Source organism: Spirosoma flavum (assembly GCF_042686045.1).
GTDB lineage: Bacteria > Bacteroidota > Bacteroidia > Cytophagales > Spirosomataceae > Spirosoma > Spirosoma flavum.
The window spans coordinates 367,305-394,107 of sequence record NZ_JBHUOM010000019.1 but is presented as its reverse complement, the minus strand read 5'-3'; the positions used below and the strand labels follow the sequence as shown (position 1 = coordinate 394,107).

The following is a 26,803-nucleotide window of genomic DNA, read 5'->3' as shown; positions in this document are numbered from 1 at the left end:
GAGAAAATGCAGACCTGTTTATGTATTTTTCTCCTCAAAATACCAGATTATCAATTAGCCTGACTTTTCCTAAGTGGGCCGCCACACAAATAGCCGTTTGGCCTGGAGCCAGCACTTCGTTCGCCAGTTGTAGAGTGTCTGCATTAACAACGTCGACGTACTCTAACCGAAAATAGGGATTGCTACTGAAAAAACCCGTTATAGCCGCTTTTGCCTGGCTCGTACTGTGCCCTTCACTTATCAATTCGTGAGCGAGTGTCAACGATCGAAACAATGCTGGAGCCTGCCCACGCTCGGTAGGAGTTAGATTACGATTTCGCGACGACATGGCCAGCCCATCGCTCTCGCGAACGGTTGGGCAACGAATGAGTTCGACTGAAAAACTTAAGTCGCGTATGAGCCGCCGGATTACTGCTACTTGCTGCAAATCCTTCTGACCGAAGTAGGCCCGGTCAGCTTGTACGATGTTAAATAATTTGGCTACCACAATACCAACACCATTGAAATGTCCGGGCCGGAAGGCACCTTCCATCATGGTTTCCAACTCGCCAAAATTCAGCCGTAATGTGGGTGCTTCAGGATATATTTCTGACACTGAGGGAGTAAAAACCACATCGCAGCCAGCTTCTTCGAGCTTCTGACAATCTTCTTCCAGCGTGCGCGGATACCGGGCCAGGTCGTCGGAATTAGTAAACTGGGTTGGGTTGACGAAAATACTGCTCACGACCACGTCATTTTCGCGACGGGCCGTTTCGATAAGTGTTATATGGCCCTCGTGCAACGCACCCATTGTTGGCACAAAGCCAATGGTTTGTTGAGAACGAATTGAATTCAGGTATTGGTGAAGTGCAGAAATGGTGTCGAAACGATGCATAGCAGGAAAATCCTTTTTGGGCTGCAATAATACGGGAACCATATCTTTTTTGGACAAAATGTATTGAAATATGGGAAAAATTTGTATAATTTTGCAAGTTTTTTTGTTCACAGACAACACACGCTTCCCTTACTTATGAGCAAACTTCGCATCCTTTACGTTGCCAGCGAAATTAATCCTTTCCTGAAAACGTCTGACGTCGCTGATTTCGTCCGCAAATTGCCGCAGGCCATGCAGGAGCGTGGGATGGAAATCAGAATTCTGGTGCCTCGCTTTGGACTTATCAACGAGCGCAAGAACCGGTTGCACGAAGTGGTACGGTTGTCAGGTATTAATATTGCTGTAGGTGATGATGAAAAGCCACTGATTATTAAAGTTGCTTCGATTCCAACGGCTAAATTGCAGGTGTACTTTATTGATAATGAAGACTACTTTCAGCGTAAATATGTTTTCCACGACAAAGAAAACCGATTCTACGACGATAATGACGAGCGAGCTATTTTCTTCTGCAAAGGTGTTTTGGAAACGGTTAAGAAACTAGGCTGGGCACCCGACATCGTCCATTGCAATGACTGGATGACGGCTCTGATTCCCTTGTATCTCAAAACCACCTATAAAAACGACCCAATGTTCAAGGACACTAAGTCTGTTTTTACCGTCTATAATAACTCATTCGAACACCGCTTTGAAGGTGACATCATCGAAAAAGCTCGTATGATGGACATTGACGATGAGATGCTGGCTGAGTTGAAAACGGCTGATTTTGAAGGGTTTATTCGTATTGGTTCTACCTATGCCGACGCTGTTGTTCGGGCAGAAGAAGAGTCGAGCGAAAGTCTCAACGCCATCTTAACGGACTTTCCTGAACATAAATTTGAAACTGTCGAAGACGAAGACGTAACTGACCGATACTTTAACCTTTACACGCAACTGGCAGGATAGTTCATGTACATTGCCGGTCTATGCGTATGAAACGTATAACGAAGGCGTTAAATTTTCAAGTGGGTCAAACAAATGACTCGACAAAAAGCCGGACACCTCCGGCTTTTTGTCTTTATTGTACGCTGGAATTAGTTTGTATTCTTATCCTTCCCAACCAATAAACGCGCCGGTGGCCCGGTGTTGACTGATTATGTGCGGTATTGTAGCTTATGTGGGGCACCGTGAAGCGTGTCCATTGGTATTAAAAGGGTTGAAGCGTCTCGAATACCGAGGCTACGATAGCGCAGGTGTGGCCCTAATGAACGGTAATCATCTGGAGGTTTACAAGAAAAAGGGCAAAGTTGTAGCCCTGGAGCAGGAACTGGCTGGTAAAGAACTTCATTCCACCATCGGCATGGGTCATACCCGTTGGGCTACCCATGGCGAACCTAACGATATAAATGCCCACCCGCACTACTCTTTCCATCGGAAGTTAGCCATCATTCATAACGGTATTATCGAGAACTACGCGGCCATCAAGCAGGCATTACTCAAAAAAGGCCACACCTTCACCAGTGAAACCGATACCGAAGTATTAGGCCAATTTATTGAAGACATCTGGGAAAATAACGGTGGTTCGCTCGAAGAAGCCGTGCGGCTGGCCCTGCAAGAGGTTGTGGGTGCTTACGCCATCGTAATTATGAACGAAACGGACCCCACTCAACTCATAGCCGCCCGTAAAGGCTCACCGTTAGCCATTGGGGTTGGGGAGAACGAGTTTTTTCTGGCGTCGGATGCCACGCCAATTGTGGAATACACCAAAGACGTCATTTACCTCAACGACTACGAAGTCGCTGTTATAAAAAACGGCGTATTGACCGTTGTAACGCTCGACAATGCCACCACAACGCCTTACGTCCATAAAGTGGAGCTAGAGTTGGAAGCCATCGAAAAAGGCGGCTTCGATCATTTTATGCTCAAGGAAATTTTTGAGCAACCCCGATCAATTGGCGACTCTATGCGGGGCCGCGTCAAGGCTGACGAGGGTACATTGCAACTTGGCGGTTTAAGTGATTACATGGATAAATTGGCAAAATCGAAGCGGATCGTCATTATTGGTTGTGGTACATCCTGGCACGCGGGTTTGGTGGCTGAGTATATTTTTGAAGAATTGGCTCGGATTCCCGTCGAAGTTGAATACGCATCCGAATTTAGGTACCGCAACCCAATCATAAAGGAAGGTGATATTGTCATTGCCATTTCTCAATCGGGCGAAACCGCCGATACGCTGGCCGCTATCGAACTGGCCAAGTCGAAAGGAGCCTTGATTTTTGGTGTCTGCAATGTCGTTGGTTCATCGATCGCACGGGCAACCCACGCGGGTGCCTTTACCCACGCTGGACCCGAGATTGGAGTAGCCAGTACGAAAGCCTTCACCGCTCAGGTGACAGTGCTAACGTTGATAGCCTTGGCTGCTGCCAAACGCAAAGGCACTATTTCGGACTCGCTGTTCCGGCAACTACTGGTCGAACTGGAGAGTATTCCGGCCAAAGTTGAAAAGGTCCTTCAAGCCGCCGATAAGATCAAAGAAATCGCTTACATCTTTACCTACGCCCGTAACTTCATTTACCTTGGCCGGGGGCTAAACTTTCCTGTAGCGCTGGAAGGTGCCTTAAAGTTGAAGGAAATTAGCTATATCCACGCTGAAGGTTATCCAGCCGCCGAGATGAAACACGGTCCCATTGCTCTGATTGATGAAGATATGCCGGTAGTGGTCATTGCAACGAAAGATAACTCCTACGAAAAAGTTGTCTCGAATATCCAGGAAGTAAAGGCCCGCAAAGGCCGCGTTATTGCCATCACGACTGAGGGAGATACGTATCTACCCGGCATAGTAGATTTCACAATCGAAATTCCGAAGGTCCACGATATTCTCATGCCGCTGGTATCGGTGGTGCCACTGCAACTTTTGGCCTATGATATTGCTGTAATGCGCGGCCGCAACGTTGACCAGCCCCGCAATTTAGCCAAATCGGTGACGGTGGAGTAGGGGATAAGTGATTACCGGGTAAGTAAACTAAGAATGTGAAACTGTAAGCAAAGCGCACGTTCAAGTATTGTATTGTGGCAGGCTTATCTGGACCAGGGTATGCAAACAAAACAGCCACTTATAGTTTTTGCGCTATAAGTGGCTGATTGTCAAGTGACCCCGGACAGGTTCGAACTGTCGACCCATTGATTAAGAGTCAATTGCTCTACCAGCTGAGCTACGGAGTCGATCAAAGGTTACTGGTAAACTACCAAATCTTAAAATAGGTGCCTTTATTAACGGTCAATTAGACTTTTTTTATTGTTCGCTTAAAACCTACGTGAATGCCAACAATGCATCAATCCTAATCGCCGGCTGAATTGTGGCTCCAACCTAGACAATTGCAGGGCTAATTCAGCGGTCAACAACTACGCTTTATTTGTTATTGCCTTAGTAGAGGCAAGCTTTTTTTTCTTCGTAGACGTTGGGGCTGTTGCGTTAGTCTGCGTCATTGTGATAGGGTCCCAATGCACCACCTTTTGTTCGAAGTAGCTTTCATTGCAGGCTAACACCGGAGCCGCAGCCCGGAAACCAAATACCGGATCTTCAAGAGTTCCCTGACTTCCTTTGCGAACGTTGTCGAAAAAATCGGCAAAGTGTTGAGCAGATGGATCATCATTCTTAGGTGCTTCAAATCTTACCTCTTTCACAGGTTCGGATGTGCGGGTATCGGCTGGATATTGCGCGTCATACTTCTTCACAAACTCCTGCTGCACAGGTTCTGTAAACGTAAAGAAGCTGTCATAACCCCCATAACCGGGCGCAACCGGAAGTTTCTTTTTGGTCATGATGAGGTTGTTTTCCGAAAACTCAATTTGCCCTTCATTGCCAATGATTCGTGTTACGTCATTGATCTTCCCTGCGTTGGCAAAGTTGACACGAAGAACCATCTGGAAGGCCTCGTGCTGATCGGTTTTGGGATAGTCCATGATGCACGCCATGAGATCAGGAACGTCGCGGCCATCTTTCCAATAGGCCAGATTTCCCGAAGAAAAGATGCGTGTTGGCCCCAACGTGTTGGTTACGAAGTGAACACCCGTGATAAGGTGGATAAATAAATCGCCTGCTACGCCCGTACCGTAGTCTTTATAATTACGCCACCGGAAAAACCGTTTTTCATCGAATGGTCGCTTAGGCGCATCGCCTAAGAAACGATCCCAATCTACTGTTTGGGTTGACGCATCAGTTGGAATCGAATAATTCCAGGCCCCAATAGCGTTGAAACGGTCGTTGTTAGATTCGATGTAATTGATTTGCCCAATGTCACCAGCTTCGATAAGACGCTTAGCCTCTTTAAACGCTGCACTGCTGATGCGCTGACTTCCGACCTGCATGGTCTTTCCCGATTTTTTCCAGGCATCAATCACGGCTTTACCTTCGTTCAGGTGCTGAACCATTGGCTTCTCACAATAGACGTTTTTGCCGGCTTTCAATGCAGCAATCGTGATGTGGTCATGCCAATGGTCGGGTGTGACTACAAGAACTGCATCAACGTCGGGGCGGGCCAGAATTTCGCGATAATCCCGGGTGGTAAACAAATCTTTGTCTTTGCCATAGGCTGATTTGGCATGTTCGAGCCGCCCGCTGTATAAATCGGCACAGCCAACCAGCTCTACATCGGGGTTACGCAAAGCAGACTGCGTGTCGAAATTGCCCTGAATTCCCATACCGATGGTAGCAAACCGAATTTTATCGTTCGGACTGATCTTCATCAAGTTTGGGATGTAGGCAGGCGCACCGAATGGCTTGGCAATACCCTCGGTAGCGACTAACGCTGAAGCCGCCGATAAGCTTTTTATGAATGTTCGTCTATTGGATTGCATAAAGAATGAGTGTTGCTAATATATCTGGTAAAGCGAGTTTAGCCTAAGATTTACCCGACTACAGGGCCGTATTATACACCTCTCTTATTTACTTACTCTGGTCTATTGATGAATACGAGTAGTTCCCGGCAGTGATAAAACAAAATACTGAAACATGTTGATACGATACTGACACAAACTACCAGAAACGTAAATCATGGCAGAGAAATCACTTAAGGAAGTTGCCGCTAAAATGAAGCAACTAGACATCGCAATGCTTACTACCCAGACAGGGAAAGGCCAATTGACCAGCCGACCTATGAGTAATAATGGGGATGTAGAATACAACGGGAATTCTTATTATTTTACCTTCGAAGGCGCACGGACAGTGAAGGATATTGATGAGAATGCACACGTTAATTTGAGTTTTGAAGGACCCAAAAAACTGTATATTTCTATTAATGGAAAAGCAGCATTGATTCGGGATAAAGCCAAAATGAAAGAACACTGGGTTAAAGATTTAGAGGTGTGGTTTGAAAATGGGTTGGATACGCCCGGAGTCGTTATGATTCACGTTAAGGCGGAGCGGATTAAATATTGGCAGGGAGAAGATGAAGGCGAAGTGAAAATTTAATGAACAGGCTGTATACGCCCTAAAGCCGTGAACGTTGTGAAGCTACAAGGCCTGACACAACGTTCACGGCTTATTCATGGTGGGTATGTTTATGACGGTTGGTAGTTAGAATTCTAAGATTTGACAGACGACTTAACCGTGTTTTTTAGTCTACTAAAGGTGTAATTACCAAAAACAAACATAGTAAACTGCCGATATTCCGGCTTTTACAGGCATATACTCTGTTCGTTACGATAAGCCAAATGAAATCAGTCTCCCGTCGCAGTTTTTTGCAGTCGTCTACTATGTTGGCAAGTAGTGCCGTATTAACACCGTACCTATCGATACCGAAAGTAACTCAAAAATCATTGCGGCTGGGCGGGCCCATTTTTCTGAAGAGTGATGACTCTGAAGTATTGGCGCGTGAGCATCGACGGTTGCGATATAGTGCCGCCTATGTTCCCACCGTTGACCTAAATGATACGGGTAAAATTGAGGCCATTCAAAAAGCGTTTGCGGCTCAGAATGTGATTATTGCCGAAGTCGGTGCGTGGGTTAATATGCTGGATCAGGATGCCGAAAAGCGTCGAAAAAATTTGGCGTATGTAACAGAGCGACTGGCTTTAGCGGAGGCCGTTGGCGCGCGGGTTTGTGTGAATATTGGGGGTTCGTACAATCCCATCCATTGGGATGGTCCCGATGCGCGAGACATAAGCAAAGAGTACTTCGACGCGACTGTCGAAAACTGCCGTAACGTGATTGATGCGGTAAAACCTAAACGGACTAAATTCGCCCTCGAAATGATGGGCTGGAGTTTACCCGACGGGCCTGATTCATACCTAAAATTTATAAAAGCAATCGACCGCCCCGCCTTTGGTGCCCATGTGGACGTTGCCAACATTATTAACAGCCCGGCGCGTTACTATACGAATACGGCTTTGATCAATGAGACTTTTCGAAAATTAGGCCGTTGGATTTTGTCGGCTCATGCCAAAGATATTGCGCCAAAAGATGGGCATTTTATGGAGACAATGCCGGGTCGGGGTAATCTCGACTACGCTACCTACCTTCGTAATGTTACATCATTGCCGCAGGAAGTCCCGTTGATGCTTGAGCATTTACGCACCTCGGAAGAATATGATGAGGCTCGGCAGTTTGTTATTAAAAAAGCGACAGAAATTCAGATTTCATTGGCGTAAAATCCTGATTTTATGGGAAAGCATGCAACGTTTTTGACGAATATCCATCGGTATAAGTAACAAATAACAAATCCCAACGACTCATGACACTCAAAACCTTATTTTTATCGATTGCCGTCATTACGGCCTTTGTATCAGTAGCTAAAGCGCAAACCTCGTCGAGCGATTCACTGACAACTATTGTAGGAAAATGGTCGGGTACGTTTGAGGGCGCATCGTCCGGAAAATTCGAACTTGTTGTTAATCAGGATAGCAACCATAAACTCATAGGGCAGATTATTATGCTGCCGGGTGATGGTAGTCGGTTACCAATCGACTTGCAAACGATTGTCTGGCAAAAAGGAAAACTAAGTGCAACGTATAAGGACCCAGCAGATGGTGATGATGATGTAAGCTTTACCGGCGATTATACCAGTTCTGCCTTAAAAGGAACGTGGAAATCAGATGGTGGGCAGGCATCCGGAACCTGGCAGGTAACTCGACAATGAATCTAAATAATAAACCCCATGCTAACCAGCATGGGGTTTATTACTTTCTGAGAGAAAATTAAGCAGACAAACTACACCACTTTACTCAATAAATGAGGACGTTCGGCGGCTACTTTAAGAATGAGTTCGCCAAAGAGTGTATTGGCCCATGCAAACCATTTACGTGTGAATTTAGCCGGGTCATCCTGATTAAATGACTCATGCATGAAGCCCGTTCCGGCATGGGTTTTCTTTAACTGACGAAGCTGTGCCAAAATCTCCTGATCGTCGGTGGAGGTGAGCGCGCGCATCGTCAAACTCATCGTCCAGATGTTGTTGATCAATGTGTGCGGGCTGCCAATTCCTTCGGCGGCTTTGCCTTTGAAAAAATAGGGGTTGTCCGGGCTGAGTACAAACCGTCTGGTGTTTCGATAAATCGGGTCGCTTACCGAGCAGGCACCCAGATAGGGTAGAGCCAGCAGATTGGGTACGTTGGCATCGTCCTGAAGTAGATAATTGCCGTATCCATCTACTTCCAATGCGTAGATTTTGCCGTATTTGGGGTGGTTGTAGATGGCATGTTGTTTTAAGGCCCGCTCTACTTCGTCGGCCAGTGCCCGGCAATCGTTAGCGAGGGCGGGGGTAGGCTGAATCCGGTCAATCATCGTTGCCAGTTGCCGGAATGAGACTACTGCAAACCAGTTTGACGGTATGTAGAAGGGGTACACTGTAGCATCGTCGGATGGCCGGAAAATGCTATGTATCAGTCCGATTGGCCGAGTTGGATTGCCATAGCCATCACCGGGAACGGTATCTGTTGACCAGGAGGTTTCGCGACTGAAATGATAAGGTCCCCGGCTGGTTTTTCGTTGCTGCTCCCGGCAGGTTTGTAGAACCAGTTGCATAGCCTGTAGCCAGTCGGCATCAAATGGGCTGGTATCGCCCGTTGTTTGCCAGTAGTGATAGGCCAGCCGGATAGGGTAGCAGAGCGAATCGAGTTCCCATTTGCGCTCGTGGAGACCCGGTTTCATAGTCGTAACATCCTTTTTCCACTCGCCTTCTTTGGTTGCATCTGCATAAAACGCGTTTGCATACGGGTCCCGGCGAATGCATTTAGTCTGCCGCCGAATCACACCCGAAATTAGTTGCCGTAGTTGCTGGTCCTGCTTAATCAGGGGCAAATACGGCCACACCTGCGCTGTACTGTCCCGCAGCCACATAGCGTCGATGTCGCCCGTAATAACAAACGTATCGGGTTTATCGCTACCAGAAATGATTTGAACTGTGGTATCGAGGGTATTGGGGAAGCAGTTTTCGAAGAGCCAGGCTAGTTCCGAGTCCCGGATGGTTTTGTGCATCCGCTCGATAGTCTGCTCAACAGCCGAACTGGTAAAGTTTCGCTTTGCGGCTGCCGTCCGGACAACGGGAAATGCTGATGTGGGAGTTGCCAATACAGACTGTCCAAGCAGTATTCCAGCACTTGCTCCGGCTGATTGTTGAATGAAATGACGACGATTCATATACTGAAAAATGACGAATTATAAATGAGGACGGGGCCGCCCATGCGGTGATAGTTTATGAAATCCTAATCCCTTATTGATCATTGCTTTTTGTCAAGATGTTTGCGCCTAGCTCAATTCGGTCCGCTTGCAATGAACCTAGATGAACTAACGGGTAAACTGGTGTACCCGTTAGGCACAAATGCCGTAAATGCACGGTTGGTTAAAGAGACAAGACGGAATACAGACATACCAAAAAGAGTTTAAGATAAGGCGGTTCGGAAGTACGTGAAAAAGCGGAGTTTTCGCAACTTCTCCAAGGGGAGTAGTGGGTAGTTTATATGAAACTAGGACTTATAAGCTATCTAGTTGGATAAACTGGACAATCAGTACTGGAAAACAGCAAATCGGTTTCACTAAATCGACTACTCAAATTTTTTTATCATGATTTGGTCACTGCCATCTATTAATTATACGTTCCGTTTGCTGGGGACAGCAGGAGTCACTATTGGGCTGTATGCCTGCATGAATACGCAGAAAAACACCACGCAAACTACCGTCGTGTCAACGGCTTCATCTGCGGTTTCACCAACATCAGCACTCGCTGCGTCAACCAGCACCAACTCATCCCAGTCCGTTCAGGCAGGGCCGGGTCGTATACTGGTTTTTTCGAAAACAAAAGGCTGGAAACACACCTCGATTCCGTTTGGAAATGTGGCCATTCAAAAGCTTGGCCGAGAAAATAATTTCAGGGTTGATACCACCAAAAATGCCGATTATTTCAACGACGATAGTCTGCGCCATTATCAGGCGGTTGTCTTTTTGAGTACAACGGGTAACATACTGAACCAGCAACAACAGGCGGCTTTTGAACGCTATATTCAGGCGGGCGGAGGCTATATGGGCATTCATGCAGCCGCTGATACGGAATACGACTGGCCCTGGTATAACAAATTGGTGGGTGCCTATTTTGCCAGTCACCCCAGCCAATCCAATGTGCGTAAAGCTACCGTTGATGTAACAAACAAAAATCATCCCTCTACCGCTCACCTGCCCGACCATTGGGAACGTACCGACGAATGGTATAATTACCGCTCGTTCTACTCCGACCTGACTGTACTAGCTAACTTGGATGAAAACACCTATGATGGCGGTATAAATGGGAGCAATCACCCTATTGCCTGGTACCATGAGTTTGATGGTGGTCGTGCGTATTATACGGGCGGAGGCCACGAAGATGCCAGTTTCAGCGAACCGCTGTTTGTGCAGCATTTATTAGGTGCGCTTAACTGGGTGAGGGGTAGCAATAAATCGCTCGATTATAGTAAGTCGTATGCTGTTGTGATGCCCGAAGAGAATCGGTTTGTGAAGACAGTTTTGGTTAATGATTTGAACGAACCGATGGAGCTAGCCGTGGCCGAAGATGGGCGTGGCTCTAGAGTGTTCTTTACGGAACGAAGCGGTAATTTGACCGTTTACAACACCCGGACGAGCGACTATAAAGTTATCCACAAATTTCCGGTGACGACGAAGCAAGGCTTTGGCCTTCAAGGTATAACGGTTGATCCTAACTTCGCGACCAATCATTTTTTATACGTTTATTACTCGCCCACTGTCGAGAAAGATCCCACGTACAATCTCTCGCGTTTTGTTGTCAACGACGATAATACGCTCGACCTGGCTTCTGAAAAAATAGTCCTGAAAATTCCGGGTGAGTTTGAAGCCAGTGCACACCATGGTGGATCATTAGCCTGGGACAAAGACGGAAATTTGTTTCTCTCGACAGGCGATAATACCAACCCTTTTCCTTCCAATGGCTATTCGCCAATAGACGAACGGCCCGACCACCTGACGCTGGATGCGCAACGCTCAGCCGCTAATACCAATGATTTACGGGGTAAAATTTTACGTATTCACCCTCAGCCGGATGGTACATACACGGTTCCGGACGGTAATCTATTCCCGAAAGGTACCGCCCAAACCCGCCCGGAGATTTATACGATGGGCTTGCGCAATCCGTACCGAATTGCCGTTAACCCGAAATCATCGGTGTTATATTGGGGTGAAATTGGACCGGATGCCGGAAAAGACAGCACTATAGGGCCAAGGGGTTATGACGAGTTTAATCAGGCTAAAAAACCGGGTAATTTTGGCTGGCCTTATTTTATCGGGAACAGCCAGCCATACCCCGATCTGGACTATGCGACCAATGTGGCTGGTCCAAAATTTGACCCGAAAGCACCCGTTAATAATTCGGTCAATAATACCGGACTGAAAAATTTGCCCCCCACTAATTCAGCTATGATCTGGTATCCATATGCGGCTTCCAAAGACTTCCCCGAATTAGGATTAGGCGGACGGAGTGCCATGGCGGGTGAATTTTATAGACATGATAAAAACTCGACGTCGAAGAATAAATTTCCCGACTATTACGATGGGGCTCTGTTTATTTTTGACTGGATGCGAAATTGGGTATTAGCTGTCCGTGTCGATAAAGATGATAACTATATTCGTAATGAGCCATTTATGGCGGCAAATGGCGATTTCCGGCGACCAATTGACCTGGCTTTTAGCAAAGACGGGGTGATGTACATGCTGGAATATGGGTCTGTATATGGCGCTGATAACGACGATGCCCGCTTAGTGAAAATTGAATACAATACGGGTAACCGGGCACCCATTGCCCGTGCCGGTGTTGTTGACTCTGCCGCTGTAGCCGAACGCAACGTCCGCGCTTTCCTGACATCCGATGGACGCAATGCACCCGTAATTCGCGAGGCCATCGGGCAGGCACCTCTGCGCGTGAAGTTTAGCGGACGAGGCACCGACTTAGACGATGATGACAAATTAACGTATCAATGGCTGTTTGACGGGAAAACGGTTGGTGCTACTCAACCCAACGGGACGTATACCTACACGCAACCGGGCGTGTATAATGCCATCCTGAAAGTGACCGATCAGACGGGGTTGGTGGGCATGGATACCATTGCTGTGAAAGTTGGTAATGCTAAACCAGAGGTGGCAATTGTGAGCTCAGATAATAAATCATTCTTCTGGGAAAATAAACCGTTTACGTATGCAGTGAAAGTGACCGATAAAGAGGACACGAAAATTGATCCTAAGCGCATCAAGGTTTATTACGAATACAGTGCACAACCGAATGGTGCACCAACGGCTGCTCCGAAGCAAGGTCATCAGGAGTTGGCTCAACTTGGTAGTGGTTCGCTGGGGAAAAACCTGATCGCCAGCAGCGATTGTAAGGCGTGTCATACGATCGACAAACCATCGGTAGGGCCAACGTTTCTGGCTGTTGCCGACCGTTATAAAGGGCAGACCGGAAGCGTAGATAAACTGGCGAAGAAGATTATTGAGGGGGGCGGTGGAAACTGGAGTAAAGATCACCTGATGAGTGCCCACCCACAAATTCCGGCGCAGGATGCACAGGAAATGGTAAAATACATCTTCTCGTTGACGGATGCGCGGAATCAAAAATCAGTGCCACTGCAAGGTACGCTCGCACTAAATGAACATAAGCCCGAAGAGGCACGGGGGCAATATAGTCTACTGGCAACATATACCGACCGGGGTGGAAAGGTTGTTGGGCCGCTTACCAGCACAGATGTTGTTACGCTGCGTAATGCCAAAATCAAAACCTTGAATGCCGATGCTTATGTCGGGTTTCCACGGTTTGGCAGTCGCCTGTCTGCCGGTAATCACAAGGCTTATGTAATGTTGAAAGACATCGATATGACTACTATTAAGTCACTGACGTACGATTATTCGTCGGTCAATAAAGATGGCGAGATTGAGGTTCGGCTCGATTCCTATGCCGGGCCGGTAGTAAGCCGCGCGCCCTACAAAGCCACCGGCGACTGGAAAACGAATAACCAGGTGACTGGTACGTTCGATAAGCCATTCACGGGTAAGCACGACGTATATGTAATCGTTGTCAAGCGCGATAAGCCTAATGACAACATCATACAACTAAACAGCATTCAGTTTAATCAGTAATTTAATGATGTGCTAGTTTGGTTGCGCGGTCGGTTTTATAAAACCGACCGCGCAACCAAACTAATTTCACCCTGCCCAATTCTCCCGGTCCAAGCTCCGATACTGAATAGCTTCGGCGAGGTGTTCAATGCGAATTTCGTCAGTACCGGATAAGTCAGCAATAGTGCGGGAAACTTTCAGAATGCGGTCGTAGGCGCGTGCCGATAATCCCAAGCGCTCCATCGCTGTTTTAAGCAGAGCCCGGCCCGCGTCGCTGATAACACAAATCTCTTTCACCATCTGCGACGGCATCATCGCATTGGAATAAACGCCCGGATGGTCAGTAAATCGTACCGTTTGACTATCCCGCGCACGCATCACCCGTGTGCGAATTGTTTCACTTGTTTCGGCTGGGCGGTTACCTGTCATCTGGTCAAACGAGACGGGAGTTACTTCTACATGCAAATCGATTCGGTCGAGCAGCGGCCCGCTAATTTTGGCTAGGTATCGCTGCACCACGCCCGGCCCGCAAACACATTCCTTTTCAGGATGGTTATAATAACCGCAGGGACAGGGATTCATGCTGGCAATGAGCATAAAACTAGCCGGAAATTCTACCGCCCATTTCGCCCGCGAGATGCTTACTTTACGATCTTCGAGCGGCTGGCGCATGACTTCCAAAGCCGAGCGTTTGAATTCTGGCAGTTCGTCCAGAAACAACACGCCATTGTGTGCCAACGAAATTTCGCCCGGTTGTGGAAAACTCCCTCCACCAACCAGAGCCGCATCCGAAATGGTATGATGCGGTGACCGATACGGACGGGTTGCAATCAGGGTAGCGCGGGTGCCAAGTTTACCCGCCACCGAATGGATTTTTGTTGTTTCCAACGCTTCCTGCAATGTCAATGGTGGAAGAATACTGGGTAAACGTTTAGCCAGCATCGTTTTTCCCGCGCCCGGTGGGCCAATCATAATCACATTGTGGCCTCCAGCGGCTGCAATCTCCAACGCCCGCTTAATATTCTCCTGACCCTGTACGTGCGAAAAATCGGCATCGTAAGCATTAATCTGGCTCATGAACAAATCGCGCGTATCGGTCTCTAAGGGAGCAATCTCTCGTTTGCCCTCAAAAAACTCAATCGCTTCCTGAATTGTCGATACACCGATAACATCCAGCTGATTCACAATCGACGCTTCCAAGGTGTTTTCGACGGGCAACACAAAGCCTTTATAACCTCGTTTTCGGGCTTCAATAGCAATGGGCAACACACCTTTAATGGGTCGTAGAGTGCCGTCAAGGGCTAATTCACCCATGATAACATAATCTTCGATATTACGAGTGGTCGTAATTTGTTCAGAAGCTTGCAGCACGCACAGTGCAATGGGCAAATCATAAGCCGAACCTTCTTTACGAATGTCGGCAGGGGCCAAATTAACCACAACTTTTTGTCGTGGCATTCGGTAACCGAAAAATTTCAACGAGGCTTCAACGCGCTGTTCGCTCTCTTTAACGGCACTATCGGGCAAGCCGACCAAGTGAAAATGTAAACCCTGCGCAACAACAACTTCAATGGTAATCAGACTGGCATTAACGCCATACACGGCTGCGCCGAAAGTTTTGGCTAACATAAGGATGTTATAAGTAAACAGTTACGGCAGATGTGTATCAAAAATACGAGGTAGTTAGATGATAAAAAAATGCTACACACTTTTAGTATATTGACTGAGCCAGACTGCTGACTCTCACGTATTTCAACGCATCCCGCTTTAATGAAAACACGAAAGGGGCCTCAGTCGGCTTCATTGGATGACAATATTTATGTAATTAAATCTTCTCAGCAATTCTGAGTTTCGCACTTCGGGCACGGGGGTTGCGGGCTGTTTCTTCGGGCGTGGCTTCGATAGGTTTTCGAGTCATGGCTTGTAGCGGTTTGATGTCATTCCCGAATAAATCTTTTTCAACTTCACCTTGAAATTTCCCTTTGTTGATGAAGTTTTTCACCAATCGGTCTTCGAGCGAATGGTAAGACATAACAACCAATCGTCCGCCCGGTTTTAAGATGTCCGGCACCTGTTCCAAAAACTCTTCCAAGGCCTGTAGTTCTTCGTTTACTTCGATCCGTAGTGCCTGAAAGACCTGTGCAAAATATTTGTTTTCTTTGCCGCGCGGAACGTAGCGTTGCAGGGCGGCTTTGAGGTCATTTACCGTTTTAATTGGTCGGTTTGAGCGAGCCGACACGATAGCTGCGGCTGCCGTTCTTGCATTCGTAATTTCGCCGTACATACCCAAAATCCGGTGCAAGTCAGCTTCCGAATATTCGTTGATAACCTGACGGGCAGTTCGGTCCGCCTGCTGATTCATACGCATGTCGAGATCAGCATCGAAACGGGTCGAAAATCCCCGTTCGGGCGTGTCAATCTGGTGCGACGAGATACCCAAATCGGCCAGAATACCATCAACCTGTTCAGCTTTATAAAGCCGAAGGTATCGTTTGATGTTTCGGAAGTTGGAGGCAACAAACGTCAGCCTCGGATCGGCTAGGGCTTGAGCATTAACACGGGCGTCGGCATCCTGGTCAAAGCCGAAAAGCCGCCCACCTTCCAGCTGATTCAGGATTTCACGACTGTGCCCGCCCCCGCCAAAGGTAATGTCAACGTAGGTGCCACCGGGTTGCAAATCTAGCCCATCAATACAGGCTTGTAATAAAACTGGTTCGTGGTAATTGGCCATTCAGAAACTAACCGTCTTAGGTAGTCGTTATTTCGGACATTGAAGCTCAACTGCTGGACATTAAAAGTACGTTTCACTGCGCACTGTATATTTGTCTACTAGCTACAACCTGTATCCTGAATTTATCAAAAAAGATGAAAAAACTCCTTCCCATCGCAGCTATCACCCTGCTTTTACTGCCATCGGCCTGCTCCGGTCAATCAACCCCGGCAACGGTTAAACCCGGTACGTACCGGGCTGTCCTGAAAACCCGAGGTGGCGAATTGCCGTTCGGATTAGACATTCAACCAACAGCAGGCAAGGCAAACACATATACTGTCTTTGCCTTAAACGGCAATGAACGGCTGCCGATGGACCCCGCCACTGTACAGGATGATTCACTCCACATTCCGATAGCTCTGTTTGAGTCAGAATTAGTTGCAAAGATAGACGGTAATGTGCTACGGGGTGTATGGCGTCGGCGTCGAACAGCACAACAGTCGCAAACCTTGCCATTTGAAGCCCAGCATGGACTGAATTATCGGTTTACTCCCGATGGAAAACCCGTTACGACCAACCTAACCGGCAAGTGGGCAACTGACTTTGGTAGCAAGAGTGGAAAGGTAGACACCGTTAATGCAGTGGGCGTGTTCGATCAGAAAGGCAATCATCTGACGGGCACATTCCTGACACCTACCGGCGATTACCGCTATCTTGATGGAAACGTAGTTGGCGATAGTTTGTTTCTTTCCTGCTTCGACGGTTCACACGTATATCTCTTTAAAGCCAAACATGATCCCGCTACCAAAACGCTCATGGGTGGTCAGTGGGCAGGTGTTTCCGGCTACGAATCGTGGGTAGCACACTTTGACCCGAAGGCCGAATTGCCTGATCCGGCCAAACTTACTTACCTGAAAAGCAGTGCAAAAACACTTAATTTCTCGTTTCCTGAACCAAATGGTAAAACGGTTTCGATGAGCGATCCACGATTTAAAAATAAGGTGACAATCGTGCAGATTCTGGGTTCGTGGTGCCCTAACTGCATGGATGAGACTAATTTCCTGAGTCCCTGGTATAAGCGCAATAAAAAGCGTGGTATTGAATTGGTAGGGCTGGCTTTTGAACGGTCTCCGGAAATGGCCGAATCGGGTCCGAAGATTGACCGGATGAAGGAACGATTCAAGATTGATTATCCCGTTGCGCTAGCGGGTACAAATGATAAAGCGCAGGCTTCTAAAGCGTTACCTGACTTAAATGCGGTTGTGGCCTTTCCAACGACCATTTTTATCGACAAAAAAGGGCAGGTACGGCATATCCATACCGGTTTCTCTGGTCCTGGTACGGGAAAATATTACGATCAATACGTTGAGGAATTCAATCGGCTGATAGATAAGTTATTAGCTGAGTAGTCTGAACCAGGTATTTAACGTGATTGACAAGATGCAATGATTTATTTCTTTGAGAATCTTATCAATTATGTTGAATACTTTGTCTATGTAATTAGTATGCATGCATACTGTTTTCAAAAAAAATGGTAGATTTACGTTCAGAAGTTGGATAGCATGATACCTACTATGAAAAAAGAGAAGACGGTTGATTTTCATATAAAATGGGGTTGGCATGCTATTTCACGCATGTACAACGCCTATGCATCTCGTTTCGGCATTACGACGGCGATTGGCTACGTACTGCTGAATATTGACCTGGATGAGGGTACGCCTGCTACCAAAATTGGCCCTTTGTTGGGTATGGAGCCGCGCTCACTAGTTCGGATGTTAAAGAGCCTGGAAGAGCGCCGACTAATTCGGCGTGAAGTGGACGGAAATGATAAACGATTTGTGAGAATTTACCTCACCGATGAGGGAAAAGCAAAACGAGAGATGGCTCGCGATGGTGTTATTCAATTTAATAACATGGTTCGTGAGCGAATTCCACTCGATAAGTTGGTTATCTTTTTTGAGGTGATGAAAGACCTCAACCGGATGGTCGAAGAAGAAAATATCCGAATAAAAGCGGATGAACCGGAAGAATTGCCCTTAGATTAAGATAGAAATTACCTCCTGGCTACTAGACCTACATTCTCATTCTCCCTAAGTAAATCCAACGTATGGAAGCAACCTTAGAAAAACCTAAATCGCAAACTAAGAACCGTACCATTCGGCGTGTAGCCGTGCTGGGATCAGGCATTATGGGGTCGCGCATTGCCGCGCACTTCGCTAATATTGGTGCCGATGTTTTGCTGTTAGACATTGTTCCGAAGGAGCCGTCTGTGACTGAACAGGCCAAAGGTTTAACAACGGCGAACCCGGCTGTACGAAACCGTATTGTCAATGAAGCGTTTCAGACAATGCTGAAAGCTAGTCCGGCGTCGTTGTATAGTCCCAAATTTGCCGAGCGTGTCAAGTTGGGCAATTTTGACGATAACCTGAAAGAGATTGCTACTTACGACTGGGTAATTGAGGTTGTGGTAGAGCGGTTAGATGTCAAACGGTCGGTTTATGAGCGTGTGGAGCAATTCAGAAAACCCGGAACGCTCATTACGTCGAACACATCGGGTATTCCAATGCACCTGTTGGCTGAAGGCCGGAGTGAGGATTTTAAACGTAATTTTTGCGGAACGCACTTCTTTAATCCACCGCGTTATCTGCGTTTGCTCGAAATTATACCCGGTCCTGACACTGATCCTGCCGTTGTCAATTTCCTGATGAATTACGGGGATTTGTACCTCGGCAAAACGACTGTGTTATGCAAAGACACGCCCGGTTTTATTGCGAACCGGCTTGGTATTCAATCGCTGATTCAGACTATTCGCGTGGCCGAAGAACTGGGTCTGACGGTTGAGGAAGTGGATAAACTTACTGGGCCGGTCGTCGGGCGACCAAAGTCTGGTACGTTCCGGTTGTCGGATGTGGTGGGCCTAGATACGACGGTCAACGTAGCGGGCAATCTGGTCAAAATGGAGCACGATGAGTCGCGGGCGAGTTTTGAGCTACCTGCTTCAATGCAGAAACTGATGGAAAATAAGTGGCTCGGCGATAAAACAGGCCAGGGCTACTACAAGAAAACGAAAGACGAAAAAGGGCAGACCCAAATTCTGGCCCTCGATTTGAAAACGTTTGATTATAAGTTATCACAGAAGGTAAAATTTGCGACGCTGGAGAGTACAAAAGCTATTGATAACCTCAAGAAACGCTTCTCGGTATTAGTTGCCGGTAAAGACAAAGCGGGTGAGTTTTACCGCAAAACCTTTGCTGATGGTTTCCAGTATGCTACCCACCGAATCCCCGAAATTTCGGATGAACTGTACCGCATCGACGCGGCCATTACGGCTGGGTTTGGCTGGCAGTTGGGTCTGTTCGAAACCTGGGATGCCATTGGCGTTAAGCCGGGTCTAGACATGATTGAAGCGCAGGGTCAGAAACCCGCTCAATGGGTGTATGATATGCTCGATGCTGGCTTCGATTCCTTTTATAAAGTTGAAGGGGGTAAGCGAAAGTATTACGATATCCCGACCAAAAGTTATAAGGCGATTCCGGGCGTTGAAGAGTTTACCATTCTGGAAAACCTTCGTGGCGACGGACCGGGTAATAAAATTGTCTGGAAAAATGCTGATGCCAATATTTATGATCTTGGTGACGGCATTCTGAATGTTGAATTTAGGAGTAAGATGAACACCTTTGGACAGGGGGTATCGGAAGCTCTAAACAAGGGTATCTCGCTGGCTGAAAAGGATTTCAGGGGTCTGGTTGTTGGCAATGATTCGACCGAAGCGTTTTCGGCCGGGGCAAATTTAGCTACGCTGTTCATGTTTGCTGTTGAGCAAGAGTTCGACGAAGTAAACCTGATGATTGCTCAGTTTCAGAAACTCATCGCGCGTCTTCGCTTCTCATCTATCCCGGTGGTAGTGGCTCCGCATACCCTCACACTTGGGGGCGGCTGCGAAGCCGTACTGCACGCTGATCGGGCGGTGGCCCACGCCGAAAGCTACATCGGTTTAGTGGAAGTAGGTGTTGGTTTAATTCCGGCTGGTGGTGGTACCAAGGAAATGGCGGCTCGTGCATTGGATCTTTACCAAACCGGCGACCCAGAGTTGAATATTCTGCAAAATGTGTTCATGAATATCGCTACGGCGAAGGTTTCGACCTCAGCGCAGGAAGCCCGCGAAATGAACTATCTCCGCTCAACCGATCAGATTGTGCTTAACCGAAGCCGTCTACTGGCTGAAGCCAAGCAGGCGGCTATTGAGCTGGCCGACAATGGGTATACACAACCCAAACCGCGTACTGATATTAAGGTACAGGGCAAAACCGGAATAGCGTTGTTCAAAGCAGGGTTAGCTGCCATGCGAATGGGCCGTTATATTTCGGACCATGATATGAAAATTGCTGACAAGCTGGCCTACGTTATATGCGGGGGTGATTTGAGCGCACCGCAAGTTGTATCGGAGCAGTACTTACTCGACTTAGAACGGGAAGCGTTTTTGTCGCTTACGGGCGAGAAGAAAACCCTGGAACGGATTCAAAGCCTATTGACGGGTGGTAAACCGTTGAGAAATTAATGGTTTTCCCCTTAAATTAACAGACCATCAATAGGTATATCATCCCCGCAAATTCCATATTTGCGGGGATATTTTTTTGCAGGTTTTCGCTATTAACTCTTTTCAATCATGACGCTGACACTGAAAATTCTCAATACCGCGCTTATCCTTTTCGCCGTATATATGGGGTTCAGGCAAGGGTGGGCCATGCTCACTGGAAAATCCGAAATGGCCGACATATTCAGCAAGTGGAACATTGGTAGAACAGGTCTGTCAATTTTAGGTTTTTCTACCATGCTTGGGGCCGTGTTGGTTTTGATTCCGCAAACATTCGTGTGGGGAAACTATATTATGGCGGCTGGTATTTTAGTAATTATTGCTTTCCATCTGCATGATAAGAATTTGAAAGGCGTTGCCATCGAGCTACCTTTTTTCCTGCTTTCGCTACTAATTATCTACTTACAGCATCCGTTGGCGAATCAACGCTAGAGTTGAAAACGAAAGAACAGCTACCTGAGCATATTGAAGAAGGTACTATCGTGTGAATCAAAACAGACAGTATAACTTACACACTGGCCTTAAGATTCTTGCTTTAGTCCGACAGTATTACACGTATCAGTAGTACAGATACGGTGAGTTAGTGCAAATTTTGACTCCGCTTTGTCTATTTATATTGAAACTACCTTGGTGATTTCATCCAGGACGATTTTCTCATTTCTACTAATAAATGATCCGCTCACGACCAATTTACCGAAATATGGCGCACGGATAGACGTATTTCGATGAAAATAAGTAAACAAAAATATGTAAAATATATATCTAATTCCACTCGACTATTGGTACAGGTCTGTAAATAAACCTTTAGTTATCTTATCCTGTCGCCTATCTATCCGTTGAAAATTTAATTAAACGGACCCGTTATTATTCCCTTAGTAAGCCCTGTAAATACACGTTAGTTTACTTTTTTATCAACACATAGATAATATTAGTTGTATAAATATACATATAGGTGACAATAGTAATGCATTAAGTCAATACACATAAGAATAATGATGCTATTTAAGATTATCGGATGAAATAAGTGGCTTTGTATCAAATTTTATGCCACTTAATATATTTCCACTAATTGAATGAAACCGAAGAGATGATGATTTACGTAACTTGTAGACAGAAATGTGCCTAACCTAGGTTATAAAATCAACCCATAAAAGTAATGATAGTTGTTCCTTTAAGTGACGAAGAGATGATTCGTCAGTATTTACCAAGTCAACCCGCCCAGTGTTTTGAGACTCTTTACAACCGTTATGTTAACAAAGTCTACCGACGTTGTTTATCCATGACCAGAGATCCACTGAAGGCCGAGGATTTTACCCACGACATTTTTCTGAAGGTTTTCCATAAACTGGATGCTTTTCAGGAGCGGTCAAGTTTTTCTACGTGGCTCTATTCCATTGCTTATAACTACTGTTCTGACCAGATTCGATTGGCAAGACGGCTTCAGGTTACGGGCATTGACGAAAGTGTCAAGTACGACATAGCCGAAGTGAAAGAAGGACACCTACATGAAGAAACACTTCATTTGGTTAGTAAGGCCATGGAAACACTTTCTGTTGGTGAACAAACCTTGTTGCGGCTCAAGTATGAAGATGGAATGAGCATTGCTGACATTGCAGGGATCAGCCAGTTGAAAGAGAGTACAGTGAAAATGCGACTTAAACGAAGCCGAGACAAAATTTATCGACTCTATGGAAAGATGTATACAGCGTAAATGCCTTCTTTAATGATCACACGAAGCTGAATAATAGTGTTAAAGGAAAACTACTTATTTGCTATAATAGTATGAAAGTCCTGGCTAATAACTTAGTCAGGACTTTTTGTATTGATAGCGCAGAGAGCCTGTGTTTTCGAGTCTGACGGTGCTACTTCTTCGAAAATTGTGATTTCACAAACTTGGTCATTTTGTAAAGCTAATAAACTGGTCCAGTGCTGTCGGATTACGGAGTGTGTCCTTGCTGGTGGCCAGGGACGCGTTCATTCCTGATAAAATTTTCTTGACCGGCGTTTCAAGTTTCTTGCCATTTATCGTGTACGGAACTTCAGTTATTGTGTATATCGCGTCTGGTACATGCCGTGGGCTAAACTGGTTTCGGAGTGCCTGTTTTATATGGATAATTAATTCATCGGTAAGCGAAAATCCGTCATGCAAGACCACAAATAAGGGCATAAAATACTGTCCGCCGGGTTGCTCCAGGCCTACTACCAAACTATCAGCAATTTCGGGCAGGCTTTCAACCGCACTATAAATTTCGCTGGTGCCAATACGAATGCCATCGCGGTTAAGAGTTGCATCGGAGCGGCCATAAATAATAATGCTGTTACGTTCGGTAATGCGGATATAATCGCCGTGCCACCAGATACCGGGGTACTCCTCAAAGTAACTTTTGCGGTAAAGGTCATCATTACGGTCATTCCAGAAGTAAATAGGCATCGACGGCATCGGCTCTAAAATAACCATTTCGCCCAACTCACCCCGGACGGGTCTGGCGTTCTCATCGAAGGCTTCAACTTTACAACCTAGCAATCGACACTGAATTTCACCTTCATACACCGGCAAAAATGGATTGCCTCCAACAAAGCCGCTACAAACGTCAGTACCACCACTAAACGAAATTAACCAAACTTTCGACTTTACCGATTCATAAATCCACCGGAATCCCTCTGGTGGCAGGGGCGACCCTGTTGAGCCAATTGTTCGTAGATAGGGTAGTTTTTGGGTATCAATGGGCCTCAGTCCCGCACGAAAGCAAGCTAAGTAAAAGGCCGCTCCACTGCCAAAATGAGTAATACGGGCATCGTCTGCCAGTTTCCAAAGCCTGTTTTGGTTGGGGTAACCGGCTGCGCCTTCATAAAGGACGAGGGTAGCGCCAACGAGCATTGAGCCAATCGCAAAATTCCACATCATCCAGCCCGTAGTGGAGTACCAAAAGTATCGTTCGCCAATGCGTACATCCTGGTGCAGGGCAAGAACCTTCAAATGCTCAAGCAAACAACCACCTACGCTGTGCGTAATCGCTTTAGGCCTTCCTGTCGTTCCTGATGAGTATAATATCCAAATTGGATGATCAAACGGTACCGGCTCAAACGTTAAGCCATCGGGCGCCGGCGTTTCCAGTACCTCATCCCAGAGCGTTGTGCCGTCTGCCTGGCTATCTTCGTTTAAGTACGGCACCCAAATTACTTGCTGAAGCGTTGGTAAATTGGTGCGTAGTTCACGAATAGCTTTGCTTTTGTCTATTGGCTTACCGTTATACGTGTACCCATCCGCTACAATCAGGACTTTCGGCTCAATTTGCTGGAATCGGTCTACCACGCTGGAGGTGCCGAAATCGGGTGAACAACTCGACCAAACAGCACCAATGGCATTGGTTGCCAGAAAAGCTATGACTGCTTCAGGACAATTGGGAAGCACCGCTACCACCCGGTCACCAATGCCCACTCGTTGCTGGCGTAAATACATTGCCATCGCTGCTACCTGTTGCTCCAGCGCATCCCACGATAGGCTTGCTATGGCTGGCTGTTGTTCAGAGGCAAATAGAATAGCAGGCCGTTGAGTGCTGCGATGGCGAAAAATATGCTCGGCATAATTAAGTGTTGTCTCTGAAAACCAGCTTACGCCAATCATATCCTGGCGGTTCGGCCTGAAAATTACCTGATGATAGGGCGTATGACTCTGAACATCGAAAAAGTGCCAGATACTTTCCCAGAAATCTTCGAGGTCCGTTACCGACCAATCCCACAAATCGTCATAGTCTCGGAAATACAAGCCTTTCTTTACGAACAGCCAGTCCATATATCGCTTCAAAAGTGACTGCTCAATGGCGGTTTTGTCAGGAGTATAGAGCGGTATTAATGTCGGTTGGGGCATAGATATAGTCGTCAGTATAAAGAAAGTTATCAGTACATCATATGTTGGCCCTGGCCGATGATCGTACCGGTGGCTCGGTATTGACTAACGACTAATGGTTGCTACGGATTGTTTTTATGATAAAAAGCGTTTCAATAAAACAGGTATAGTTGGGTTGTCTTTAAAAGCCTTAACTTTGTAGCCCATTTTGTATTTTTTATAACAGGTAAGCTGATAATCAGCCAGATTTTCCAATAAAAAGTCTGATTTACTGTATTTTTCCATGAGTCAAGATTCAGAGAAGAACGACCGGGAAGCCGGACAGAGCCGTGATGGTGATCGTCGTTCATTCGGCCGTCGGGATGACGCCCGCACCAGTGGACCTACAGGACCACGTACTAACCGGGATGGTGATCGTCCCCGTTTTAGCCGGGACAATGACCGGCCCAAATTTAACCGGCCCGCCGATGGTGACCGCCCCCGTTTTAGCCGCGATGGCCGAACTGGCGGACCAGGTGGTGCCGCTCCCCGAGGTGGGGATTCCCGAGATTCGGGAGCACCTAACCGTCCCTTCCGACCAGCCGGAGCCGGACCACGAGATACTACTAACCGTGCTGGCGGCCCAACTGGAAAGCCGCGTTTTGAACGTGACCAGAAAGACCGACCCTCATTTAATCGGGATGGTGATCGTCCCCGTTTCAGTCGGGACAATGACCGGCCCAAATTTAACCGACCCGCTGATGGTGACCGTCCCCGTTTTAGCCGTGATGACCGACCTAGCGGACCAGGAAGTTCAACTTCCCGGGATTCAACGTCCCGTCCATCAGGACCACCACGCACTAGTCGGGATAACCGCTCGGAGCGTCCAGACCAGCGTCGTCGGGATACAGACTCACCACGTTTTACGAATGATCGGAACCGAAGCGCTGACCGTCCTGGCAGTGATCGTCCTAAACGCGAAGATCGCCCTAATGAGGAACGGCCTCGTTTTACCCGGAGCGAAGTTATGCGTGGTAGTAACCGGAATAATGACTCAAGGAATAGTGGAGCGTCGCGTTTTCCGGGCGACCGGAAGCGTACTGGTGGCTCCGCCAGACCTGATAAGCCAGCTTTTAAGCGAGTAGGTGGATTTGATCGGGCAGCCGACGAACGAAACAACGGTCGCTCTTCTGGCAGCGATGACAGACGTAGTGATGTAGAATCACGCTTTACGGGCCAGCAACGAAAAGAGTCCGGCAATCGGCGCACTGGCGATTTTACGAAAGCACCAGACTATAATCTGGAACAAACGCGGGCTAATGACTCGTTCAAACGAGGTCGTAGTGACGATCAGCGCAGCGATGCAGAAAAGGGAAAACGGTCGTCAGATAATGACCGTACCGACGGACCACGTACTGATGGACAGCGTAATGCCGGACCGGAAACAACTCGTTTGAATCGCTACATTGCCAATTCGGGTGTTTGCTCGCGCCGGGAAGCTGACGAACTTATTGCTCGCGGTGATATTTCGGTGAATGGTAAGGTCGTAATCGAGATGGGTTACAAAGTAAAAGAAGGCGATACCGTTAAATATGGCACTAAAGCCCTGAGTCCAGAGCGATTTGTGTATGTATTACTAAATAAACCGAAAGACTACATTACGACTACCGAGGACCCTAATGAGCGCAAAACCGTAATGGAGTTAGTGGCTGATGCGGGCAATTTCCGGATGTATCCGGTAGGACGACTGGACCGTAACACGACCGGTTTACTGTTGTTGACAAATGATGGCGAATTAGCTGATAAGCTAACGCATCCGTCGAACAACATTCGTAAAATATATCAGGTTGAATTGGACAAACCAATCACCGACGAACATTTTGAGGCCATCAAAAAGGGTATTGAGCTTGAAGATGGGCCTATCAAACCAGATGCGATTAGTATCGTTACGCCCGATGCGTATGTGATTGGAGTTGAAATTCACTCCGGTCGTAACCGCATCGTTCGTCGAATATTTGAGAATTTCGGGTATGAAGTAAGTAAACTTGACCGTACTACGTATGCTGGTTTGACCAAAAAAGAATTACCACGCGGAAAATGGCGCTTCCTTGATCCAAAAGAGGTTGTGAAATTGAAGTATTTGAATTCGTAGAACTGTCAAAATTCTGACAACCTTTTAAAGAGTGAGAGAGTGGAAAACTGGTGAAAACCATTTTCAT

The 26,803-nt window shown here is 47.0% G+C and carries 19 protein-coding genes and 1 tRNA gene; 12 read left to right on the top strand and 8 right to left on the bottom strand.

What is annotated here, in order from left to right:
• Positions 1-34: 34 nt before the first annotated feature.
• Positions 35-874, bottom strand: coding sequence for a pantoate--beta-alanine ligase (panC, locus tag ACFS25_RS18670; RefSeq protein ID WP_381504582.1), 840 nt, complete (start codon positions 872-874; stop codon positions 35-37).
• Between the two features lie 135 nt (positions 875-1,009).
• Here panC and ACFS25_RS18665 point away from each other — a divergent pair, with 135 nt between their 5' ends.
• On the top strand, positions 1,010-1,816 hold the full coding sequence (locus tag ACFS25_RS18665) for a glycogen/starch synthase (protein ID WP_381504038.1): 807 nt from the start codon (positions 1,010-1,012) through the stop codon (positions 1,814-1,816).
• A 190-nt stretch (positions 1,817-2,006) separates the two neighbouring features.
• Complete coding sequence (gene glmS, locus ACFS25_RS18660) at positions 2,007-3,845, top strand: glutamine--fructose-6-phosphate transaminase (isomerizing) (protein ID WP_381504037.1); 1,839 nt, start codon at positions 2,007-2,009, stop codon at positions 3,843-3,845.
• A gap of 154 nt (positions 3,846-3,999) precedes the next feature.
• Here glmS and ACFS25_RS18655 read toward each other — a convergent pair.
• Together ACFS25_RS18655 and ACFS25_RS18650 are read right to left on the bottom strand one after the other, a co-directional pair.
• Positions 4,000-4,072: transfer RNA gene (locus ACFS25_RS18655), tRNA-Lys, on the bottom strand.
• Positions 4,073-4,252: 180 nt separating this feature from the next.
• Positions 4,253-5,707 (bottom strand): Gfo/Idh/MocA family protein, encoded by a 1,455-nt coding sequence (locus ACFS25_RS18650; protein ID WP_381504036.1) that lies wholly within the window; start codon positions 5,705-5,707, stop codon positions 4,253-4,255.
• 196 nt (positions 5,708-5,903) lie between these two features.
• Here ACFS25_RS18650 and ACFS25_RS18645 point away from each other — a divergent pair, with 196 nt between their 5' ends.
• The 3 genes from ACFS25_RS18645 (at position 5,904) to ACFS25_RS18635 (ending at position 7,986) form a co-directional block, all read left to right on the top strand.
• Positions 5,904-6,320, top strand: a complete 417-nt coding sequence (locus ACFS25_RS18645; RefSeq protein ID WP_381504034.1) for a pyridoxamine 5'-phosphate oxidase family protein — start codon at positions 5,904-5,906, stop codon at positions 6,318-6,320.
• 242 nt (positions 6,321-6,562) lie between these two features.
• Positions 6,563-7,498 carry a sugar phosphate isomerase/epimerase family protein gene (locus tag ACFS25_RS18640; RefSeq protein ID WP_381504032.1) on the top strand — a complete coding sequence of 312 codons (936 nt, stop codon included), beginning with the start codon at positions 6,563-6,565 and terminating at the stop codon, positions 7,496-7,498.
• A gap of 83 nt (positions 7,499-7,581) precedes the next feature.
• A complete protein-coding gene (locus ACFS25_RS18635; protein ID WP_381504030.1) occupies positions 7,582-7,986 on the top strand; it encodes a hypothetical protein in 405 nt (134 codons plus the stop codon).
• A gap of 71 nt (positions 7,987-8,057) precedes the next feature.
• Here ACFS25_RS18635 and ACFS25_RS18630 read toward each other — a convergent pair whose 3' ends face one another.
• Positions 8,058-9,485: a glycoside hydrolase family 125 protein gene (locus tag ACFS25_RS18630; protein WP_381504028.1), complete on the bottom strand. Its 1,428-nt coding sequence runs from the start codon at positions 9,483-9,485 to the stop codon at positions 8,058-8,060.
• 423 nt (positions 9,486-9,908) lie between these two features.
• Here ACFS25_RS18630 and ACFS25_RS18625 point away from each other — a divergent pair, with 423 nt between their 5' ends.
• A complete protein-coding gene (locus ACFS25_RS18625) occupies positions 9,909-13,475 on the top strand; it encodes a ThuA domain-containing protein (protein WP_381504026.1) in 3,567 nt (1,188 codons plus the stop codon).
• A gap of 66 nt (positions 13,476-13,541) precedes the next feature.
• Here ACFS25_RS18625 and ACFS25_RS18620 read toward each other — a convergent pair whose 3' ends face one another.
• Complete coding sequence (locus tag ACFS25_RS18620) at positions 13,542-15,083, bottom strand: YifB family Mg chelatase-like AAA ATPase (protein ID WP_381504024.1); 1,542 nt, start codon at positions 15,081-15,083, stop codon at positions 13,542-13,544.
• A gap of 196 nt (positions 15,084-15,279) precedes the next feature.
• On the bottom strand, positions 15,280-16,185 hold the full coding sequence (rsmH, locus tag ACFS25_RS18615; RefSeq protein WP_381504023.1) for a 16S rRNA (cytosine(1402)-N(4))-methyltransferase RsmH: 906 nt from the start codon (positions 16,183-16,185) through the stop codon (positions 15,280-15,282).
• A gap of 134 nt (positions 16,186-16,319) precedes the next feature.
• Here rsmH and ACFS25_RS18610 point away from each other — a divergent pair, with 134 nt between their 5' ends.
• The 5 genes from ACFS25_RS18610 (at position 16,320) to ACFS25_RS18590 (ending at position 22,469) form a co-directional block, all read left to right on the top strand.
• Complete coding sequence (locus ACFS25_RS18610; RefSeq protein WP_381504021.1) at positions 16,320-17,573, top strand: peroxiredoxin family protein; 1,254 nt, start codon at positions 16,320-16,322, stop codon at positions 17,571-17,573.
• Between the two features lie 165 nt (positions 17,574-17,738).
• Positions 17,739-18,209: a MarR family winged helix-turn-helix transcriptional regulator gene (locus ACFS25_RS18605; RefSeq protein WP_381504019.1), complete on the top strand. Its 471-nt coding sequence runs from the start codon at positions 17,739-17,741 to the stop codon at positions 18,207-18,209.
• Positions 18,210-18,271: 62 nt separating this feature from the next.
• Positions 18,272-20,722, top strand: a complete 2,451-nt coding sequence (locus ACFS25_RS18600) for a 3-hydroxyacyl-CoA dehydrogenase/enoyl-CoA hydratase family protein (protein WP_381504017.1) — start codon at positions 18,272-18,274, stop codon at positions 20,720-20,722.
• A gap of 108 nt (positions 20,723-20,830) precedes the next feature.
• On the top strand, positions 20,831-21,190 hold the full coding sequence (locus ACFS25_RS18595) for a hypothetical protein (RefSeq protein ID WP_381504015.1): 360 nt from the start codon (positions 20,831-20,833) through the stop codon (positions 21,188-21,190).
• 724 nt (positions 21,191-21,914) lie between these two features.
• On the top strand, positions 21,915-22,469 hold the full coding sequence (locus ACFS25_RS18590; protein WP_381504014.1) for an RNA polymerase sigma factor: 555 nt from the start codon (positions 21,915-21,917) through the stop codon (positions 22,467-22,469).
• A gap of 186 nt (positions 22,470-22,655) precedes the next feature.
• Here the strand turns inward: ACFS25_RS18590 and ACFS25_RS18585 are convergent, their stop codons facing one another.
• Both ACFS25_RS18585 and ACFS25_RS18580 read right to left on the bottom strand, forming a co-directional pair.
• The gene (locus ACFS25_RS18585; protein WP_381504013.1) at positions 22,656-24,626 is read right to left on the bottom strand and encodes an acetoacetate--CoA ligase; all 1,971 of its coding nucleotides are present in this window, start codon (positions 24,624-24,626) and stop codon (positions 22,656-22,658) included.
• Positions 24,627-24,740: 114 nt separating this feature from the next.
• Positions 24,741-24,890, bottom strand: a complete 150-nt coding sequence (locus ACFS25_RS18580) for a hypothetical protein (protein ID WP_381504011.1) — start codon at positions 24,888-24,890, stop codon at positions 24,741-24,743.
• On the opposite strand from ACFS25_RS18580, the gene ACFS25_RS18575 reads away from it, so the two are divergent.
• Positions 24,889-26,736 (top strand): pseudouridine synthase, encoded by a 1,848-nt coding sequence (locus tag ACFS25_RS18575; RefSeq protein ID WP_381504009.1) that lies wholly within the window; start codon positions 24,889-24,891, stop codon positions 26,734-26,736. The two genes, ACFS25_RS18580 and ACFS25_RS18575, sit on opposite strands and share 2 nt — an antisense overlap.
• Positions 26,737-26,803 lie beyond the last annotated feature (67 nt).

What these genes read in the sequence shown, in the direction of transcription:
- panC (WP_381504582.1), bottom strand. Translation starts at nt 874, where the DNA reads ATGCATCGTTTCGACACCATTTCTGCACTTCACCAATACCTGAATTCA.
- ACFS25_RS18665 (WP_381504038.1), top strand. Translation starts at nt 1,010, where the DNA reads ATGAGCAAACTTCGCATCCTTTACGTTGCCAGCGAAATTAATCCTTTC.
- glmS (WP_381504037.1), top strand. Translation starts at nt 2,007, where the DNA reads ATGTGCGGTATTGTAGCTTATGTGGGGCACCGTGAAGCGTGTCCATTG.
- ACFS25_RS18650 (WP_381504036.1), bottom strand. Translation starts at nt 5,707, where the DNA reads ATGCAATCCAATAGACGAACATTCATAAAAAGCTTATCGGCGGCTTCA.
- ACFS25_RS18645 (WP_381504034.1), top strand. Translation starts at nt 5,904, where the DNA reads ATGGCAGAGAAATCACTTAAGGAAGTTGCCGCTAAAATGAAGCAACTA.
- ACFS25_RS18640 (WP_381504032.1), top strand. Translation starts at nt 6,563, where the DNA reads ATGAAATCAGTCTCCCGTCGCAGTTTTTTGCAGTCGTCTACTATGTTG.
- ACFS25_RS18635 (WP_381504030.1), top strand. Translation starts at nt 7,582, where the DNA reads ATGACACTCAAAACCTTATTTTTATCGATTGCCGTCATTACGGCCTTT.
- ACFS25_RS18630 (WP_381504028.1), bottom strand. Translation starts at nt 9,485, where the DNA reads ATGAATCGTCGTCATTTCATTCAACAATCAGCCGGAGCAAGTGCTGGA.
- ACFS25_RS18625 (WP_381504026.1), top strand. Translation starts at nt 9,909, where the DNA reads ATGATTTGGTCACTGCCATCTATTAATTATACGTTCCGTTTGCTGGGG.
- ACFS25_RS18620 (WP_381504024.1), bottom strand. Translation starts at nt 15,083, where the DNA reads ATGTTAGCCAAAACTTTCGGCGCAGCCGTGTATGGCGTTAATGCCAGT.
- rsmH (WP_381504023.1), bottom strand. Translation starts at nt 16,185, where the DNA reads ATGGCCAATTACCACGAACCAGTTTTATTACAAGCCTGTATTGATGGG.
- ACFS25_RS18610 (WP_381504021.1), top strand. Translation starts at nt 16,320, where the DNA reads ATGAAAAAACTCCTTCCCATCGCAGCTATCACCCTGCTTTTACTGCCA.
- ACFS25_RS18605 (WP_381504019.1), top strand. Translation starts at nt 17,739, where the DNA reads ATGAAAAAAGAGAAGACGGTTGATTTTCATATAAAATGGGGTTGGCAT.
- ACFS25_RS18600 (WP_381504017.1), top strand. Translation starts at nt 18,272, where the DNA reads ATGGAAGCAACCTTAGAAAAACCTAAATCGCAAACTAAGAACCGTACC.
- ACFS25_RS18595 (WP_381504015.1), top strand. Translation starts at nt 20,831, where the DNA reads ATGACGCTGACACTGAAAATTCTCAATACCGCGCTTATCCTTTTCGCC.
- ACFS25_RS18590 (WP_381504014.1), top strand. Translation starts at nt 21,915, where the DNA reads ATGATAGTTGTTCCTTTAAGTGACGAAGAGATGATTCGTCAGTATTTA.
- ACFS25_RS18585 (WP_381504013.1), bottom strand. Translation starts at nt 24,626, where the DNA reads ATGCCCCAACCGACATTAATACCGCTCTATACTCCTGACAAAACCGCC.
- ACFS25_RS18575 (WP_381504009.1), top strand. Translation starts at nt 24,889, where the DNA reads ATGAGTCAAGATTCAGAGAAGAACGACCGGGAAGCCGGACAGAGCCGT.
- ACFS25_RS18580 (WP_381504011.1), bottom strand. Translation starts at nt 24,890, where the DNA reads ATGGAAAAATACAGTAAATCAGACTTTTTATTGGAAAATCTGGCTGAT.